Source organism: Streptococcus mitis (genome assembly GCF_946188585.1).
GTDB classification, from domain to species: domain Bacteria; phylum Bacillota; class Bacilli; order Lactobacillales; family Streptococcaceae; genus Streptococcus; species Streptococcus mitis_DG.
In genome coordinates this window covers 47,742-65,584 of record NZ_CAMHVI010000008.1, presented here as the reverse complement: position 1 = coordinate 65,584, position 17,843 = coordinate 47,742, and the positions used below count along the sequence as shown (strand labels likewise).

18 protein-coding genes and 2 pseudogenes are annotated in these 17,843 nt (G+C 35.3%); all 20 read right to left on the bottom strand.

The window, feature by feature from the left end:
• Positions 1 to 62: 62 nt before the first annotated feature.
• Positions 63 to 617: a DUF4176 domain-containing protein gene (locus N8M66_RS08520; RefSeq protein WP_261046938.1), complete on the bottom strand. Its 555-nt coding sequence runs from the start codon at positions 615 to 617 to the stop codon at positions 63 to 65.
• Between the two features lie 82 nt (positions 618 to 699).
• On the bottom strand, positions 700 to 861 hold the full coding sequence (locus N8M66_RS08515; RefSeq protein ID WP_261046937.1) for a hypothetical protein: 162 nt from the start codon (positions 859 to 861) through the stop codon (positions 700 to 702).
• Positions 862 to 1,144: 283 nt separating this feature from the next.
• The gene (locus N8M66_RS08510) at positions 1,145 to 1,444 is read right to left on the bottom strand and encodes a DUF4176 domain-containing protein (RefSeq protein ID WP_261046935.1); all 300 of its coding nucleotides are present in this window, start codon (positions 1,442 to 1,444) and stop codon (positions 1,145 to 1,147) included.
• On the bottom strand, positions 1,437 to 2,165 hold the full coding sequence (locus N8M66_RS08505; protein ID WP_261046933.1) for a hypothetical protein: 729 nt from the start codon (positions 2,163 to 2,165) through the stop codon (positions 1,437 to 1,439). The genes N8M66_RS08510 and N8M66_RS08505 overlap by 8 nt, the downstream gene beginning before the upstream one ends.
• Entirely contained in the window at positions 2,128 to 3,459 is a 1,332-nt protein-coding gene (locus tag N8M66_RS08500; RefSeq protein WP_261046932.1) for an LXG domain-containing protein, read from the bottom strand. The genes N8M66_RS08505 and N8M66_RS08500 overlap by 38 nt, the downstream gene beginning before the upstream one ends.
• A complete protein-coding gene (locus N8M66_RS08495) occupies positions 3,449 to 4,099 on the bottom strand; it encodes a DUF4176 domain-containing protein (protein WP_261046931.1) in 651 nt (216 codons plus the stop codon). Before N8M66_RS08495 ends, N8M66_RS08500 begins: the two co-directional genes overlap by 11 nt.
• On the bottom strand, positions 4,099 to 4,383 hold the full coding sequence (locus N8M66_RS08490; protein WP_261046930.1) for a hypothetical protein: 285 nt from the start codon (positions 4,381 to 4,383) through the stop codon (positions 4,099 to 4,101). Before N8M66_RS08490 ends, N8M66_RS08495 begins: the two co-directional genes overlap by 1 nt.
• 10 nt (positions 4,384 to 4,393) lie before the next feature.
• Positions 4,394 to 4,819 (bottom strand): hypothetical protein, encoded by a 426-nt coding sequence (locus tag N8M66_RS08485; protein WP_261046928.1) that lies wholly within the window; start codon positions 4,817 to 4,819, stop codon positions 4,394 to 4,396.
• A 922-nt stretch (positions 4,820 to 5,741) separates the two neighbouring features.
• Positions 5,742 to 8,378: an AAA family ATPase gene (locus tag N8M66_RS08480; protein WP_261046926.1), complete on the bottom strand. Its 2,637-nt coding sequence runs from the start codon at positions 8,376 to 8,378 to the stop codon at positions 5,742 to 5,744.
• Complete coding sequence (locus N8M66_RS08475) at positions 8,371 to 8,910, bottom strand: ABC-three component system middle component 1 (protein WP_261046925.1); 540 nt, start codon at positions 8,908 to 8,910, stop codon at positions 8,371 to 8,373. Before N8M66_RS08475 ends, N8M66_RS08480 begins: the two co-directional genes overlap by 8 nt.
• Entirely contained in the window at positions 8,897 to 10,510 is a 1,614-nt protein-coding gene (locus N8M66_RS08470) for a DUF4297 domain-containing protein (protein WP_261046924.1), read from the bottom strand. Before N8M66_RS08470 ends, N8M66_RS08475 begins: the two co-directional genes overlap by 14 nt.
• 66 nt (positions 10,511 to 10,576) lie before the next feature.
• Positions 10,577 to 11,317: a type II toxin-antitoxin system toxin PezT gene (gene pezT / locus N8M66_RS08465; RefSeq protein ID WP_261046923.1), complete on the bottom strand. Its 741-nt coding sequence runs from the start codon at positions 11,315 to 11,317 to the stop codon at positions 10,577 to 10,579.
• Complete coding sequence (pezA, locus tag N8M66_RS08460; RefSeq protein WP_000579597.1) at positions 11,317 to 11,793, bottom strand: type II toxin-antitoxin system antitoxin PezA; 477 nt, start codon at positions 11,791 to 11,793, stop codon at positions 11,317 to 11,319. The genes pezT and pezA overlap by 1 nt, the downstream gene beginning before the upstream one ends.
• Before the next feature lie 70 nt (positions 11,794 to 11,863).
• Positions 11,864 to 12,136, bottom strand: a pseudogene (locus N8M66_RS08455) (hypothetical protein).
• A 37-nt stretch (positions 12,137 to 12,173) separates the two neighbouring features.
• Positions 12,174 to 12,266, bottom strand: a pseudogene (locus N8M66_RS08450) (DUF5945 family protein); the annotation flags it as partial.
• 205 nt (positions 12,267 to 12,471) lie between these two features.
• Complete coding sequence (gene rlmD / locus N8M66_RS08445) at positions 12,472 to 13,833, bottom strand: 23S rRNA (uracil(1939)-C(5))-methyltransferase RlmD (protein WP_261046918.1); 1,362 nt, start codon at positions 13,831 to 13,833, stop codon at positions 12,472 to 12,474.
• 73 nt (positions 13,834 to 13,906) lie between these two features.
• Entirely contained in the window at positions 13,907 to 14,881 is a 975-nt protein-coding gene (locus N8M66_RS08440) for a DUF1002 domain-containing protein (RefSeq protein WP_261046916.1), read from the bottom strand.
• Positions 14,882 to 14,954: 73 nt separating this feature from the next.
• Positions 14,955 to 15,569: a cell wall hydrolase Pmp23 gene (gene pmp23 / locus N8M66_RS08435; RefSeq protein WP_261046914.1), complete on the bottom strand. Its 615-nt coding sequence runs from the start codon at positions 15,567 to 15,569 to the stop codon at positions 14,955 to 14,957.
• Entirely contained in the window at positions 15,569 to 16,543 is a 975-nt protein-coding gene (locus N8M66_RS08430) for a nucleoid-associated protein (RefSeq protein ID WP_180374901.1), read from the bottom strand. The genes pmp23 and N8M66_RS08430 overlap by 1 nt, the downstream gene beginning before the upstream one ends.
• A gap of 7 nt (positions 16,544 to 16,550) precedes the next feature.
• The gene (gene glyA / locus N8M66_RS08425) at positions 16,551 to 17,807 is read right to left on the bottom strand and encodes a serine hydroxymethyltransferase (protein ID WP_261046909.1); all 1,257 of its coding nucleotides are present in this window, start codon (positions 17,805 to 17,807) and stop codon (positions 16,551 to 16,553) included.
• Between the last annotated feature and the right edge of the window lie 36 nt (positions 17,808 to 17,843).

Below are 17,843 nucleotides of genomic sequence, written 5' to 3'. Positions count from 1 at the left end.
GGCTCTTCATGGCTTTGATAGAAGCATTCAGGCTTTCCTGATTGCGTTTTACTTCGCCCATATCAATCTTCATCTGTTGTCTCCTTGTAAATACTGGAATAGATCGAAGCCTTGAAATAGGTTTCCCTCAAATCTCGGTCTATATAATGACTGTCCTTAGAATCACTGTACCCTTCTGCGATTACACGCTTGATAAAGAGATGACTAATGTAAAGTGGTAGCGTATCCAGACGCATGCCATATGGATAGACATGACCGATGTAGTCAATATAAGTTTGACCATCCAGCTTGACACGACGCCCTACTAATAGTGCATACAAATCCAGATCTTCTGAAGCATATTTTTGAACTAGCTCTCTTGGTAACAGCTCCCTGTCTAGCTCCACAATCGTACCCAAGGGGTAAATCTTCCCAAAAGCTAGATCTACAAGCGCTAAAAAGTGTAAAAATTGCGAGATTGGAAGAGACAAGACCACATCTAATCTAGTTAAACTGACCTGGTCGCCTTCAAAGTGAAAGTGTAGTGGCGCTCCGATTATACCTGATTCCACAATGTCCAATTCATAATTATTTTTATTATATTGAAAAACTCCATGCCAGTATGCTGGTTTCCACAAATGATTAAATATTTTTCCTTCATAAAAAAGTGTTTCATGATTTAAGGCTTTTGCAACTATTCTTTTCTTTTTAGAAACTGATTCATATTTTTTCAATACAAAATTTTTTCACTTGCTGAGCGTAGATAGTAAACATTCTCTTCTTGCACAATTTCACCCTATCTATCCAGCTTTCATCGTGAGGAGATTTAGATTGAAGGACAAATCCTTCTGAATTTCCCTTTAGTTCTAGTTGAATTTCCATATTTTCTCTACCATCCTATTGATAAGTCCAATCCAAACAGTCCTAGTTTCATCTTTGCCTCTGCTTTCTGAGTTGTTTCCCCCACTTTTGCCCTGGCCGAAACGCTTACTCCAACAGAATCATTCACATCAATTGTAAAACCAAATAATTTAAAGCCAGCCTTATCTTCTCTCTACAATATAAGCATCTGCTCCTGCTTCAGCTTAGAATCCTTTCACCTGTTTTCCTTCCTTAAATTCATTAAAAGAAAAGAAGGGTTATCCTTCTCCTTTATTATATCTCATTATACTTCACCTTTTCGAATATTCGTACTTTTTATCATTTCATCATAAGTATCTGCATAAATTTGCTCATTGAGATTTTCATATCCTCTAAATACTACTTCTTTTATATTCTCTTTATTAAAGAAATATACCTCCTCGGCTGAAAACAAGCCTTGCGGAATTAAAACTGCTCCATAATCATAGTATACTTCCGTACCATTCTCTTTAACGAGGGCTGCTCTAACTACAATTAACAGTTCTGTCTCATCTCCATTATGTAATTTTACAACACTTCCCAATGGTAATATTCTATTATTCATCTTTCATCCTCCACTTTATTTTTCTTGTTTGATATTTTTCAACAACTTGAAACCAACGAATTAAATTATTCTGCCTTATTAATATTACCGAAACTCCTGTTACTACACCAACTAAACTTAGCATAATAATTTCACTTCCAATTGGTTTTCCAAACAGATTAAATAGTATGATTGTCAAAATCAAAACTGGAGTGAAAAAGCCTATTAATGCTATAAAAATTGTAAAACACCATGCAAAAATTTTCTTGTTAGTTGTGACCTTTTTATTATTAAAACTATTCCATATTAAGTTACCATCAATCGCATTTTTAAAGTTATTTCTATCTGCCAATTTTACAGCATTTACATTTTTGTAAAGAGCCCTTTCAACAAGCGCTACCAATCCAAAACATTCCAGAAGCCATATTATAATAAAATAGATAATCGTTTTAAAACTGTAATGTCCTATTAAAAATTGCATGTTAGGAAAAAGCTGTGTTACACCTGTAAGTGAAAAGAGAATAAATAAAACTAAAATAATTATTTTTCTATTATTTCGAGAATTTTCTGTACTTAATAATAAGCTTTTGGTAGCCATTACAGGATGGTTTAATTCTGTGTCAAAATAAACAGCCTTTCCCTCTGATTCTCCAATATAAATAATCTTTCTAAAAAAACACATATTAGAATCCCCATCTAAAAATTTACCATAAAGCAAAATTATCCAAGTTCCATTTGCCATGTGCAAAGCCGTCGTACAAAGTATTAGCAATACCTCCCACAAAATAGCCAGCTACTGCACCTGCAATCGTTCCTACAACTGGAATAGGAATTACATTTCCCACCACAGCACCGACATAGATTGAACCCAATGCTGTTCCAGTATGCGCAACTCCATCTATAGCAGCACTTGTAGCACCATACTGTTCTTTTCTTTCAAGATAGGTAAGACCACCATCAAATAGAGCTAGGGAACCACCTAAATAACCTATACTTTTAGCTACACCTCTGGCTCCTGTTCCACGTGCAATTGTACCAGTTCCATTCAATATCTCATCTGTATTTTTAGCACTTTTTACAGACTTAAATCGATTAACATCTCCGCTTACTTGTTTCCAAGTTTTATGGCCTGACTTCGTACTTTTAATTGCTTTTCCATACCATGTGCCATTTTGAAATTTTTGTAGACTAGCCAAAGCTTCTTTACTTGCCACATTAGCTGTTGACGTGTAACTAGCTATCATTCCAACATTTTTTAAAACATTAAGAGAATTGCGCATAAGATTTCCATCCTGCGCAACATTCCCATTATACTTAGAGTTCTCCATTTCTTTAGCCAACTCATTTTGAAGCTGGACCTTATACTGAGCTGGATCCTTAGCAATATTATCCTTGACCTTTGAGACAAAGTCGCTATTCTGATAGACTCTTAAGATGTTCGGTGCTGTATAATTCGGACCTTGAATAGAGCTAAGGGTAGCTAACTCACTGTTCTGTTGCCCCATCATCTCTGAGAAGGTGCCTGGAGTGCCTAGTTCATTGAACGAGGACATCTTATTGGTCGTATCTGTCAAGATCTGCTTGGCTTCTGTTAAGGCCGTCGTTATCACGCTAGTTGATGGATCTGTCAGTGAAATGATGTCCGCTATATCTGAGTAAGTGCTTGATGTATCTCGCTGGATATAAGACAAGGCTTGAGTAATGCCCGGGAAGATAGCACTCAGTTCTGAGAGATAATCAGTATTGATAATGGCATTGCCATCACTCTCTCCAACCTCTGACTGAAAAGTCGTGATAAAAGCATCATAATCCTTTGACATAATGTCTAAGGCGCTCTCATAGTTCATAAGGAGAGGAAGTTGATGATACTTGATTTTCGCATCAATAGCTGTCCTAACAGTTCCTTCTAAGGATTCTTTATTGTTTGCCAACTTTGCAAGACTCACTTGGGCGGATTGAAGCTGGCTCTTCATGGCTTTGATAGAAGCATTCAGGCTTTCCTGATTGCGTTTTACTTCGCCCATATCAATCTTCATCTGTGGTCTCCTTATAAATACTGGAATAAATCGAAGCTTTGAAATAGGCTTCCCTCAAATCTCGGTCTATATAATGACTGTCCTTAGAATCACTGTACCCTTCTACGATTACACGCTTGATAAAGAGATGACTAATGTATAGTGGTAGCGTATCCAGACGCATGCCATATGGATAGATGTGTCCGACGTAGTCAATATAGGTCTGACCATCCAGCTGAACACGACGCCCCACTAATAGTGCATACAAATCCAGATCTTCCGAGATAAATCTCTGAACCAACTCCGCTGGTAACAGCTCCCTGTCTAGCTCCACAATCGTACCCAAGGGGTAAATCTTCCCAAAAGTTAGATCTACAAGCGCTAAAAAGTGTAAAAATTGCGAGATTGGAAGAGAAAAGACCACATCTAATCTAGTTAAACTGACCTGTTCGCCTTCAAAGTGAAAGTGTAGTGGCGCTCCGATTAAGGGCTTATACTCATAGTCTTCCTCGCCTCTTAGAAAAGCAATATAGCTGTCACGCAGGATTTCTGGATGATGTCCTAGCGTTGTACCTAGCTGATAGAAAAAGGCAATCTCCTCTTCTGATACATTCAATTCCTTTAAACCTTGATTGAAGAGGTACAATTGTTGTTCATTCATCACATTCCTCCTCCGCCACTGAATTTGCCGGCTCCTGCACTATCGTCGCTCACCTTATTTTCTGAGGCTTGATTCATATGATGAACATCCGATACACTATAACTACGGAGTGTAGCTAACGAGTCGTTTAAAAGAGTAATATAGTTTTCACTGAAATTCTTAAAAAGGGCTAGGTCTGTATAGCTAAAGCGCAAAGGAATCATATCAAAAATATTGCTCACAGATGTATTCACATCACTCGTCAAACTTGTCCATGTAGAGTGTTCTGTTCCTGTCTTGCTCATTGTCCTCTCCTTACATCATTGAATAAGCCAAGCTTAGATAAGATTCTGCTTCAATATAGGCCATGGTACTCTTACGCTGTAAGCTTGCCGCCTGTTCTTGGAGAGATTTAATCTTCGCTGAAATCTTACTTTTATTTTCCTCATGCGCTGACTTGTAGGCTTCCAGCTTGCTCTCCGCTTCTTTAACCTTGGTAAAAAACTTCTGTTGGATAGTTCCCTTGAACTGCGACTCATCCAATTTTATTAAGCGAGAGAAATCATTGCTTTTTATATTTTGAATATTTGTCAGCTGGACATCTAACTTCTTATTGGCAGATTCTAACTTTTCTATCTGTTTTAGGACATCTTCTCTTTGACTATCATATGCCTTTGCTTGATTTAGGCTAGAACGATAATACTGGCGATACTGTCTTTCTAGTTCTTTGTTTGAAGTCATGTCGTACTCCTTTTTCATATAGTGATAACATTCTGTTCCTATATTACCATATTTTAACTCACTTTCCTAGTAAATACTAAAAATATATATGAAAAATCATGTACCTTTCATGCTTTTTATTCTCTAGGAAGTTTAATTCGATAGATATTCCTTCCAATGAACAAATGAGTTTCAGCCGTTTTCAGAAATATCTCATTATAATCTGACTTTACTTTGACCATATTTTAATCTATAAATCTGGTTCCGAATGTTCCTGCTGGAATATTGGCACGCAAAAGTTTTTAAAACTCGTCGAACTTTGATTCAATCGTCTTTTGATAACCATGGAAAATAAATTGAATCCCAACTTTTTAAAAGTTAGGGACAATAATCCCTTATCTCCCAAAAAAGATTTCAGCCTATTTTGAGAATAGTAGATCTGAAGATATAAAAAAGACAAACCCTAAAACGATGTTTGTCTTCAATATGAAGAAACGGATTTACCGTTGCTTTTTCTTCTTGTCTCGTGATTCTAAATTGCTTTCGGATTGACTTGATTTCTTGTCCCATTCTGATATCCCTTCAATATTCTACTTGTCTGACAGTGTAAGTCTACCTCACATTGTCAGTACGCTTCCTAAATACCTCACTTGCTTCTTATTCGGTCTTTGAGAGCTCAGGTATTGTGTCCACAATATCCCAAAAACCATATCGCCAGCCGTCCAAAACCTTCCAGTTTTGACAGCTAACGATAAGATAACTTGGTGGCTCCGCCCCCAAACCCCTAGAGAAAAATATTAGTTGAATTTTTAAAAGTTGAGAAAAGTATAGCAGAAGAAATTTGGGGAAGTTATCACAAGGGGCAATAAGGGAATGAAAAAAGAGTCAATAATTCTTGACTCTCAATTCTAAACATACATATAATCCATCATTGAGTCTAATCTCAAATTAAAATATTCTCATATCTATCATTTTCAGCATCCAAATAATATACAGAAATATCGTCTAAGCGAAGTTCATTTTTTTTCAGAAATAGATTTACATATTTTACATCATGTGTAGTGAAAATGAGTTGCTTCTTTAATTGACTGAGAACATCAATCATAGAGAACTGATTAATGTCATCCATATTTTGAATAGGATCATCTATACCAATAAAATCAATCACTGTGCTATTCTGACTAATATTCTTCGCAATAAAAATAGCGATTGCTAATACGTTCAGTTGTCCAGAACTTAAAACATTAGCAGCGTTAGTAGTTCCATCACTATTTTTTATTTCAATATCTAACGTATTATCATCATCATTTATATTGAAATATAAATTTCTATAACTTGATACATTCGGATTAAGGTAATTAAAATATTGTTGGATAATTGATTCATTGCTGTTAATTAACTGAACAAAGTTATATGATTCATTAATCTTCTTTATTTCTTCATCTACAATTTCCAATTTTTCTTTCAATGCTGTAATAGTTTTTTGAGGTTGCTGCAAAGATTTCTTTTTCTGACGTATATTTTCATTTAAAGTATTATATCTAATAACATCTTGATAATTTTTTAACTCTTGAGCTAGTAAAATAATTTTATTATTTTTGTCATCAATTAAATTTGACAGGACATTCGGAATATCATTATAATTGCTAATAGAATATTCCTTGGCATATTCATCAATCATTTCACTCACATTGTTCAGCAAATTCAAGAGTCTATTCTTTTCCTCTAAATCATTCTTTTGGTCATTTTTAAGTATTAATAATTTGTCTTGTTGTTTTAATAATTCCTCATTTTTTGACAATAATTCTTTTAAATTTAAACCGGAGAATTCAATATCAGATATTTCCGCTAACTGATTTTCGATTATACTCTTTTTATTTTTTAACTCTAGATATTTTTTACATTTTTCAATAGTATTTTGAGATTCATTTATAAAATACTCCAACTGTTCTTTATCTAATGTAAAGTTGTCTTTAACATATAGATAATTACCCAATATAATGTCTAGTTTTTTCTGGATTTCGTTTTCTTGATATTTTAATTTGGATATATCTAATTGAATTGTACGAATTTCTTCTTGTTTATTCAAAATGCTTGATTCAGTCTCGTTTATTCGTTTCCTAAACCCACTAATTTTTTCAGCTGTAATGTTACTTTGTTCCAATAGATTAGTAATACGCTCATCAAAATGTTTGGGGGTATTTTTAACGGACTGACTGCAAACCGGGCAAGTATTCTCAAATTCCTTATGGTCACTCACAAATTTATATGCCTCTTGAACTAATTGAATCAGTGAGTCAATATCATTCTTTGATTCAACTGTGCTAAAATCTGACTTTAATTCAACTACCCTATCTTGTAATACTTGGATTTCGCCTTCTAATTTTTCATTTTTTTGATTAAACTCGTCAATAGATTTTGGAATTTGTTCCTTATCGTTTATTAAATTGTAATAGTTAACAATATGAGACAAAGCATATTGATACTTTTCAACCTGCCCCTTTAAATCCTCAATCTTCTTTTGTATATCTTTATCCGTTTCAAAAGTTAATCCGTCAAAGTTAAAATTAGACAACTTATTTTTTATATCTATAAATTCAGATTTATAAAGCTTATTTTTAGATAAAAATTCCTCTTCTTTCTTTGCTTGTTCAATATTCTTCTTATTTTGTTCTAATAAATTATCATTCAAGGCAGAATCTTTTAAGTTTTTTTCTTGATCGATTTGAAGTTCTTTTATCTCATATTCTAGTGATTTAATTGTGTTATCAATCTGATTTAGATCACCAATATCCTGTTTAATATTATTATACTGCAAATTAAATCGTGTAAGTCTCTCTTCAATCTGAGCTTTACTTTTCTGTAGCTCATTATTTTCTTTTTGTTTATCCTCGAAACTAGGATTACTTATTTCATCAGTAATCAGATATTTATATCCATAGTCAATTTTAGATTCTTGAAGATCAATTTCCTTTTGAAGAGATTTCACAAAATCTGCTTTTTTCTCCATTTCATTATCCAGCAAACTCCTAACCTTTTCGTAATTCTCTTTTAAGTTAGTTATTTCATTCATTCCTAGTATCGAAGATAGTACCCTATAACGATCGTTCGCAGTGTCACTTGAAATGAAATCTAACACCTGATCTTGAGCAAGTAAAGAGGACTTCAGAAATTCTTGAATATCAAATTTTTCACCTTTTGAATTCTTGAATAATCCCTCGATATATTCTTTGACCTTTTTATCTCCTCGTACAATTTCATTTCCATCATTACAAGAAACTCTAATATTACCATATCTTGGTGCTACCCTTTTCAAAGATAAATTAGTTGTAAAGATAATTTCAACTGCACATTCATCAGAGTTCTTATTTATTAGTACACTTTTCATGATGTCTGCACTACTGACATTCTTGAATCTTTCAACATTTCCTGTTAAACACCATTGAATTGCATCAAAAACTGAACTTTTCCCATTTCCATTATCTCCTAAAAAGATAGTAACATCTTTTGAAAAATCAAACTGATGTGTACCTTGAAAATTTCTAAAATTTTTAATTATTACTTGCTTCAATCTAATCATCATTTTCTCCTAAAAATTTTAACTCTTTTAAAGTTTCGGATATCTTAGATTTCGATAATTTTTTTCTATCCCCATCTTTGGCCATTAAATTTTTATACAAATCTTGAATCTGTACTGAAGGCGAATAGCTATGCCCCTTTACTCCATCGTTATCTATTTTATGTTCTGCCATATTTATAAACGGGATTCGTGAAATGTCCTTTTCATTTTGGATAACATATTTCCTAAGATTTCTTACATCTCTTTCGATATAATAATATTTTTCGTTAAACAAATTTATATCAACTAATACTAGCAAATAAGTATTCCATAAATTATATTCAACATGTTTCTTGATAATCTCTCTAATACTTTTCGATATATTATTAATCTTCTCTCTAAGCGAATCATCTTGGGTAATTTGTTCATTGTATACAATTATTAATTTCCCATTTGCTTTATCATAAAAGGTAGGATAATCAATCTCCTGAACATTTACCTCTTGATATCGTGCTTTATTAATATAACTTCTCAACTCTTCAAATAATACCATCTAACTGTAACTCCTCAACAATTTTATTTTTCATCTCCACTAAATTATTATATTTTATTCTATCATCGTTTATTTCAGCCAATCTCTTTCGATGAGCATATAAAATATTTATTGGTGCCTGAACATCTTTAATATTATTAGTACTCATATCATCCAATTTAGTATTATTTATGCTAGGAGTTGTATAAAAATCTAACTCTTCTTTTTTTAATGTAGCATACTCACTACTATTTTCAGTATAAAATTTACCTGAAATAATCACAGAAATATTCCCAGAATAAAAAATTCTAAATTTTTCTGAATCATCTAACCTCTGAAATAAATCTTTAAACTCTTTAATAATTTCTGAAGGCTCCCTAAAATTATCGTCATTTCCTAAAACCAAAAAGAGCAGTTTATCTAAATTAACTGATAAAATGTTTCTGTTTTTCTCGTCAATCTTTATATCACTTTCAATCGAAATCTTGAGGAATAACAATAATGAAAACAAGTCATTAAAATGTTCCTTACGGTCACTCTCCTCTAGCATTACATTAATACTCTCATTGTATTTTAAATACCTATTGATAATACCCATCATTGTTAAATCGCTAGATGACAAAGTCTTTTTTATCTCAACATCAAACTTATCCAAAAATATTCTAAACTCCTTAATAAAATCTGACTTCATTCTAGGATGAGAATATTCCTTGTCCAATTTTGTTAAGTAATCTGTGAAAATTTTCTCAGAACTTTTATGATATGCATTTACTACTGAGTTTTCTAGTTGCTTTTTTATAATTCCTTTGAGTTTGTTTAACCTTTCACCACTAATTAATTGTACCGACGCATCTTCAGGGTTGTAACATGATTTAAAAAATTCGGCAATAATGTCTTTAAGTGCATTTTGTGATAGTTGATTGTTCACAAAACCTAAACTTATTGGTATATTCCTCACTACCTTTTCTTCTAATGATTCATGAGGTATATGTCTCATATTAAAGTTTTCAAAAGCTTGGTCCAGAAAATCCTCATTATTATCATTGTAATTAATAACTTTCGAACCAAAAGAATCACTGATCATTTGTTTTGTCTCTTCAATACTTCTACTTTCCGAATCTGGATAAAATGGTGAAATATTAAAATTTTTTTGATCTTGAAAAAAACAGTTAGAAACTAATTCAAATTTTAAATTGAAGTCTTGTTTTTGTTTTATATTGAACGCAGTTATAAATAATTTGGGAATCCAGCTTTCTACTATTTTTTTATTTGCAGGTGCATAGGTCCTATTTTTAGTTTTCACTTGGATAAATTTTATTATTTTCTTTGAATTATTAAACAAAATAATATCTTGGTGATGATCTAAAAACATCCCATCCCAATCACCTTGGAATACTTCTCCCAAATAAAGTACAGCTACCATCATCTGATAATAAAATCCTGTCATAGCAATAATCCCACCATCATCTGAGGTCTCCTCTGCTAAAAGAATATCTTCAATATCCTCATTATTTATTGGAGCATGTAGTTTATCAATAGATTGACTGAAATCTATGTTTAGTATATTGTTTTTATCCTCAGTAAATAGATTATCAAAATGATTTTTTAAATTGTCTATCATAATCAGCTATATTTCACTTCCTAATATTTTTTCTTCATCATTATTCTGTACGATTACACAAGGTTTCTAAAATCTTTTCCCCCACCTCAACATCTCTTTCTCTACCTGACTCCACTCCCCAAACAGTAACTCTTGAAGAACATCTGCTGCTGAAGTCTTATCTTCTCCTGAATCATATACACAACTTCTATCTCGTTGATAAATTTGAATTCTTTCAAAGATAGCCAGTTCTTCCAATTGTCTTGTATTATCAACTAGATGATTTACAATGAAATCATGATGTTCTTTTGGAGTTGCGCGTGCTTGATTTGGGTTAATAGCGTACAGTTCTTCGTATCGGATAAGGGTGCTCAGATAGGACAGCTTAGGCTTTGTCGCAATTAAGGCTAATTGTACTTCATGTCCTTTACTTTTCAAGAGTTGTGCTGTTTTCTTTGGAACATCAACTGTTCGTAAAGTTCCCTCTATCAAAAGATTGTATCCCAAACCACTCAATTCTGTTACTAAAGACTCTACCATTTTCCCTGCAAAATCTTTGGTGTATTCTACACTGTCTTTGCCATATTCTTGCTGCAGTTCTAAATAGTGTGGATGTTGAGAGCGAAAACTATCGCCATCTATGATAACAATATTTCCTTGAAATTCTTTCTGTTTAATACGATGAATTGTAGTCTTACCAGCACCACTTTGCCCTCCAAGCAAAATCGCTATAGGTTGCTTACTGGACTTTTTTCCTCTTGTCAGAGAACGAAGATTCCGTGCTAGAGCATGTTTGAATTCACTATCAGTATAATCTTGGATTTCCATTAGGCTACCATCCGTTTTTCAGATATCTCTAACATACGTTCAATTCCATCCAAATAGCCGCTATACCTCTCTATTTCATCAAAAGTTTCTACTAAATAGATATTCGTATGAATCAAGTCAGATAGATCATCACTCATTAAAATCCAAGGATTAGATTCATCATCAATGCTAATTCCCTGACTATCTTGATAACGATAGAGTCGTGATAATAGATTAGCTCCTCTTTCTTTCACAATTTCAATTTTTAAAGTCAATTCATAATCTTCAACAGGATTGAGCATTTTATCTTCTCCTACAATATCGACATAAGATACATTAAACTTCTGACAAATGATATCTATTAGTTCCGTAGAGACTGAACTCGTTCCATTTTCATACCGGCTCAAGCTATTTCGAGAAATTCCTACAATTCGGGCAAAGTCGTCTTGTGTTAAGTCATGTGTTTTACGTAAGGATTTTATGTTCTTTCCAATCATGGCAAACTCCTTTTATTTTTATACCACCATTATAACATTTAGAAAAAGCAAATGCACCATTTTTGGTGCATTATTGGCTGTTTTTCCTAAATCTCTCTAAATTCTTTTCCAATTGTTCCTTATGAAGTTGATTCTTTGCTTCCTTTAATGTGTCGTCCAAAGTTTCTTCTCTATAAGTTGATTCTGTTTTTAGTTGTTCTGATCCTTGATCTGGAGTGCAAATGATATCTAGCAGTCGGTCTATTTTTTCAAGATCTTGGACATACATATCAGATAGTCAATGAATTAGTTGCTTAAATACATCACTATTGTCTTGTTTTTTCTTAAAAAATGTTGTAAACATCTATAACCTCTCAAAAAAAGCAGCCCATCAGGACTGCTTAGTGTAATTCGGAAATCACATCATAAATGGACTGTAATTTCTTATTGTCTTTATTCTTTGTGTCAATCAACGTATTTAGATCTTCAATTTTCCCTCCTAAAAATAAAAAAAGGAGAACAATATACAATTGTTCTCTCTTTAGATAAATATTTATTGTTGTATTCATTTTTCCGATGCGCAAACGACATATACAAATACATATACATCTATGTTCCTTTTTAGGACTTTTTTGACGTCAAAATTGCCTTTATCTACAAAGACAAAATGCTTGTAAGATATCTTAAAATCAAGGATTTTCACCCTTTTTTTCGTTGTAGCAACACTACACACTCAACATGATGCGTTTGCGGAAATAAGTCAACCGGCTGGACTTTCTTCAACTCATATCCTAACTCTTGATAGAGTTTGATATCACGCGCCATGGTTGCGACATTGCATGAAATATAGGCTATGCGGTCAGCTCCTGTTTGGGCGCTTGCCTTGATAAAGCTTTCTGTGAGACCTTTTCTTGGTGGGTCCACTAATATAACACTTGGTTGAATACCTTCCTTGAGCCAATTTTTCATAGCATTTTCAGCCGTGTCACAGACATAGTGGGCATTTGAGATATTGTTCAGTTGAGCATTCTTTTTGCTATTCTCTACTGCTTCTGGAATAACCTCCACACCATAGACTTCCTTGACATGTTTCGCAACAGAGAGTCCAATAGTTCCAATTCCTGAGTAGGCATCAATAACCACATCATCTTCTTTTAACTCCGCAAAGTCGATGGCCGTTTGATAAAGCCTCTCTGCCATTTCTGTATTGACTTGGTAAAAAGCGGGTCCAGCGATTTGGTAGTCATTTCCCAACATTTGATCGGTAATATAGTCTTGACCATAAAGAGTTTTCCACTCCTTACCAAAAATCGCATTGGTATTTTGGTCGTTGATATTTTGCATAACAGACACAATCTCTGGGAACTGCTTGATTAGTTGGTCAATTAATTGCTCCACTCGGAAAACTTTAGGACGAGTAGTTACCAAAATCACCATGATTTGTCCTGAGTAGTGTCCACGACGCACCACAAGGTTCCGAACCAAGCCAGCTTGTTCCTTTTCATCATATGGTTTCAAATCATAACGACGGAGCAAGTCGCGTAGAGCTAGCACTACCTTGTCAATCACAGGATCTTGGATAAAGAAATCTTCCAGTGGCATGAGGTCGTGCGAATTTTTACGGAAAAAGCCAGTTTCCAAGACACCATTTACTCGACGAACAGGCACCTGCGCCTTGTTGCGATACTTGACTGGATGTTCCATGCCAAGCGTTTCAGCAACCTCTATATCTGCAATTCCAGCAATCTTGTAGAGACTGTCCTTGACTTGCTTAGTTTTAAACTTGAGCTGTTCTGGGTAAGCAAGGTGACCTAAATCAGCGATTCCTGAACGCAGGTAAGCCAAATCTAGATCTTGATTACGGTGTGGTGACTGGACAAGGTATTCTTCAACTTTACCAAAACCAATCTTTTTATTGACCTTGAGGACACGCATGAGGATTTTTTCACTTGGTAAAGCATTCTCTACAAAGAATACCAAACCATCCACCTTGGCAACTCCTGCACCTTCATGGGTCAAGTCCACAATTTCAACTTCTACAATATCATTTTTCTTTAACATTCTCTTCTCTTTCTATTGGCCGACAAAAAAGACGGCAACATTACGGTTACCATCTATTATACCATGAAATTTCTTAAGAACCAAAACTCTTAAAGAAGTTGACAATGGCTTGCCAGAGGGAGCTTAGGAAATTACCGCCGTCCTCTAGCGCCTTATCCGCATCAAAGTTAAGGTTGATATTTTTAAAACTGTCGCCAGCTTGTGATACGATACTTTGTTTAAGGTCATTCAGGGTTTTAGTAAAGTCTGAGTTGCTGAGGATATCACTTTTTGAGAGATTTAAAGCAAAATTGATGATGATATTGATCTGGTTTCCTGTTATAACCTGATCAAGTTTGTAATTTTTCAAGGTATCTTCAACAATTTTACGAACATCTTCCTCCGTCAGATTTCCCTTGCTTTCTTTAGCTTTGGCAAGTCCGGACTTGATATCAGCTAGGGCAACGTTTAATTTATTAGCATCATAGCCCGTTTTGTCCTTGTTTTCAGTATTGATATCTGACAAAGCCTTTAGCTCTTCTTGAGCCAAGTCTTTATTGGCTTGTGGTACCTTAGCTCCATTAGCCTCTAGCGAATAATAAATCCCGGCTAAAGCACTCTCACCTGTGACTGGAATGGGTGCTGCTACAGTGATTTTGGCGTGTTCCACACCCAAAGTTACGGCCGCATTGCGGTACATATCCTGCGTCACCTTAGTAATGTTTTCTGGTGTTTCAATCTTGACCTCAAGTGGCGACTTGTCACCTAGTTTTTGAATCTTGGCTGATGAATACAGTTGTAAGCTAGAGTCATTGGCCACATTCATAATCTTAGAATAGACATCAGGTGTCATGGTCTTGAGTTCTTTGGTGTCTGTTGATGCATTGTATCCTAGTTTTTTAAGAGTTTGATTTTTTTGGTCTTCAGACAATGATGAACCTAGGACATATTCAGGTTGGACATAGGTTTCATCGATAACTTTTTGCACATCTGTTGCTGCATGGGCGCTATTCATAGCTGTTACTGCCCACAAGACCGCAGCACTGGTCAGAAAGAGTTTCTTTCTCATAGGGAATTTCCTCCTTTACCTTTCTAGAGTAATATATCTATCTTAAAGAAAACTTATAACAAAAACACCTGGGCTAGCCAGATGTCGAAAAGAGAGTGAAACATTTGATGATGTAAAGGTTGAGTTGCACCTGTCTAGAATAATAATAGTTTCCTCCATTTACATAGAGTTCGGCTCCATGAAAAATGGAAATGGGATGAACATAACTATAAGTCTTTCCAGTGGTATTGCCAAGCAAGGGAGCAACAGTCTCACGAGAGTACTGTTTGGCCAGTGCTAGGGTGTTTTCCTTACCATTTTGGGCGATAAAATCGATATAGGCAGGTCCAAAATTATAGGCTTGAACAGCTGTCCAGACATCAACACCCTTCTTCTGGGCCAGATAGAGATTGTCTGTCAGAGTTTGAACGCCTTGTCGAATGCTAGAGGCATTATCATTGATGGTATTGGTTGAACCGCTTGCAGACTCACTAGACTGCATAACATCGCCTTCTTTTCCTTTTGTTTCAGTATAAATCATAGCGAGCACAAGCTCTTCGTTTGCTGGAGTGTCTTTTTCACTCAAAATTTCTCGCACCATGGGTTGATAGGTCATGACTTGCTTGACATCTTGATGAACACGGTAAGCTTTATAGCCAGCAAAAAGGAAGACTGCTAGTACAAGCACTCTTCGAATTTTTTTAAACATTATTTACTTTGGATATCCTCGATATTTTTGATTAAGATAGAGTAGGTTCCATTATCATTTTGGATAAACTCAACAGACTCGGCGTCTTGATAGACGTTATTGGGAACGATGAGCTCAATTCCATTTGACAAGGAAAGTTTTTGGTTTTCAAATTTCTTTAATTGGCGACTAGCATCAATTTCATCAAACTGAACTGGTTCTGGTACGGCTTCTTTGACTTGGTCAATAAAGCTCAAACGAGCCGTCAGATTGTTGTCAAAAAGGTCATTAGCCAATTTTTCAGGCGATAATTCATTGCTTTCTTCTAGATTGTTGAAAATAGCTGATTTGACCTTAGATTGAAATTGAAAATCATCTGTGTTAAAAGTCTCAGCAATTCTCTGAGCCGTTTTTTCCAATTCCTTGATAGATTTCTTTGGCGAAATCTTAGGGGCAACGGCAAGAAGATTTTCTGAAAAATAGTTCAAGAAAGCCCCGTTGTACTTGATTCTTTTTTCAATCAGATGGTACTTGCGACTCTGAAGATTGACCACCAAGGCCTCATCAGCACCTGTTCCAAATCCAGGTAAGTTATTCTGAGTTAGCTTGATTGGATTATCAACTTCTCCACCGAGGTGGGTCAAGGTCTCCCGCAGGGCAATTCGCAAGAAAGCGAAGTGCTCCACGCCTTCTTTAGAAAATTGCACAAAAATCAAGTCATTGGTCTTGAGATTTTCTGAAATGCTGAACTCCTCTTTCCAGAGATTAGCCAGTGTTACTGATGTCTCCAACAAATCGTCTGTGATGTGATTGAAGAAGGGATTTTCTTCCTCGAAAATCCCAGTCTTAGCTTCATCTGAATACACACGTTCAATTTTTTTGCGTAGGTATTCTTCGATTTTTGGAGTGATATTGAGAAACTTATCCGCTAGGAACAGCTCGGTATCATCCGGGCTAAACTGATGGATAATGGCTTTCTTAATATAAATGTCCATAAAAATTTTAGTCCTCATATAATTGGAAGGCACCTGTCAATGCTTTGACTGCACTTCTCACTTCTTCTAAGACAGCTTCATTTTCTGCATTTTTAAGAGTTTTAATGATAAGTTCAGCCACTTTGCGACTTTCTTCTTCGCCAAATCCACGTGCAGTAATGGCTGCTGCTCCAATACGAATCCCACTTGTCTTGAATGGTGACAAGCTTTCGTAAGGGATTGAGTTTTTATTTAGGGTAATATTGACTTCATCCAGCAAGTTTTGAGCAACTTTGCCGTTTTCTACAACCTTAGTCACATCCACTAGGAAGAGATGGTTTTCAGTCCCTCCAGAAATGATTCGGAAATCAGGGTCTTGCAAGAAGACATTTGCCATAGCCTTGCTGTTTTTAATAACATTTGCAGCATATTCCTTGAAAGCTGGATCCAAAACTTCTTTGAAGGAAACTGCCTTAGCTGCAACAACATGTTCCAAAGGACCGCCCTGAATACCTGGGAAAATAGCTGAGTTGATTTTCTTAGCTAGTTCCTCATCATTAGTCAAAATCAAACCACCACGTGGACCACGAAGGGTTTTGTGGGTCGTTGTTGTCGTGATATGAGCGTATGGCACTGGGCTTGGGTGAAGACCAGCTGCAACCAAACCAGCAATATGAGCCATATCTACCATGAGCTTAGCCCCAACAGCATCAGCAATTTCACGGAATTTTGAAAAGTCGATAATTTGAGAATAGGCTGAAGCACCTGCTACGATTAGTTTAGGTTTTACTTCTTGCGCTTGTTTCAAGATAGCATCAAAATCCAAGAGTTCCGTTTCAGGGTCAACACTGTAAGAAACAAAGTTGTAGGTTTGACCTGAGAAGCTAACAGGAGCCCCATGAGTCAAATGACCACCTGCTGCCAAATCCATCCCCATAACGGTATCACCTGGTTCAATCAAGGCCATGTAAGCCGCACAGTTAGCTTGGCTTCCAGAGTGAGGTTGGACATTGGCAAATTTAGCACCGAAAATTTCTTTTGCGCGTTCAATAGCTAGACTTTCTACCACGTCTACCACATCAGTTCCACCATAATAACGGCGTCCTGGGTAGCCTTCGGCGTATTTATTCGTCAAGATAGACCCTTGAGCTGCCATAACAGCCTTGGAAACTACGTTTTCCGAAGCAATCAACTCGATATTATTTTGTTGGCGTTCTTCTTCTTTGGCAATAGCATTCCAGAGATCAGCATCATATGCTTTAAAATCATCTTTGTCAAAAATCATAGGTCTTCTCCTTTATAGTGTGACAGGTCCTTTAGT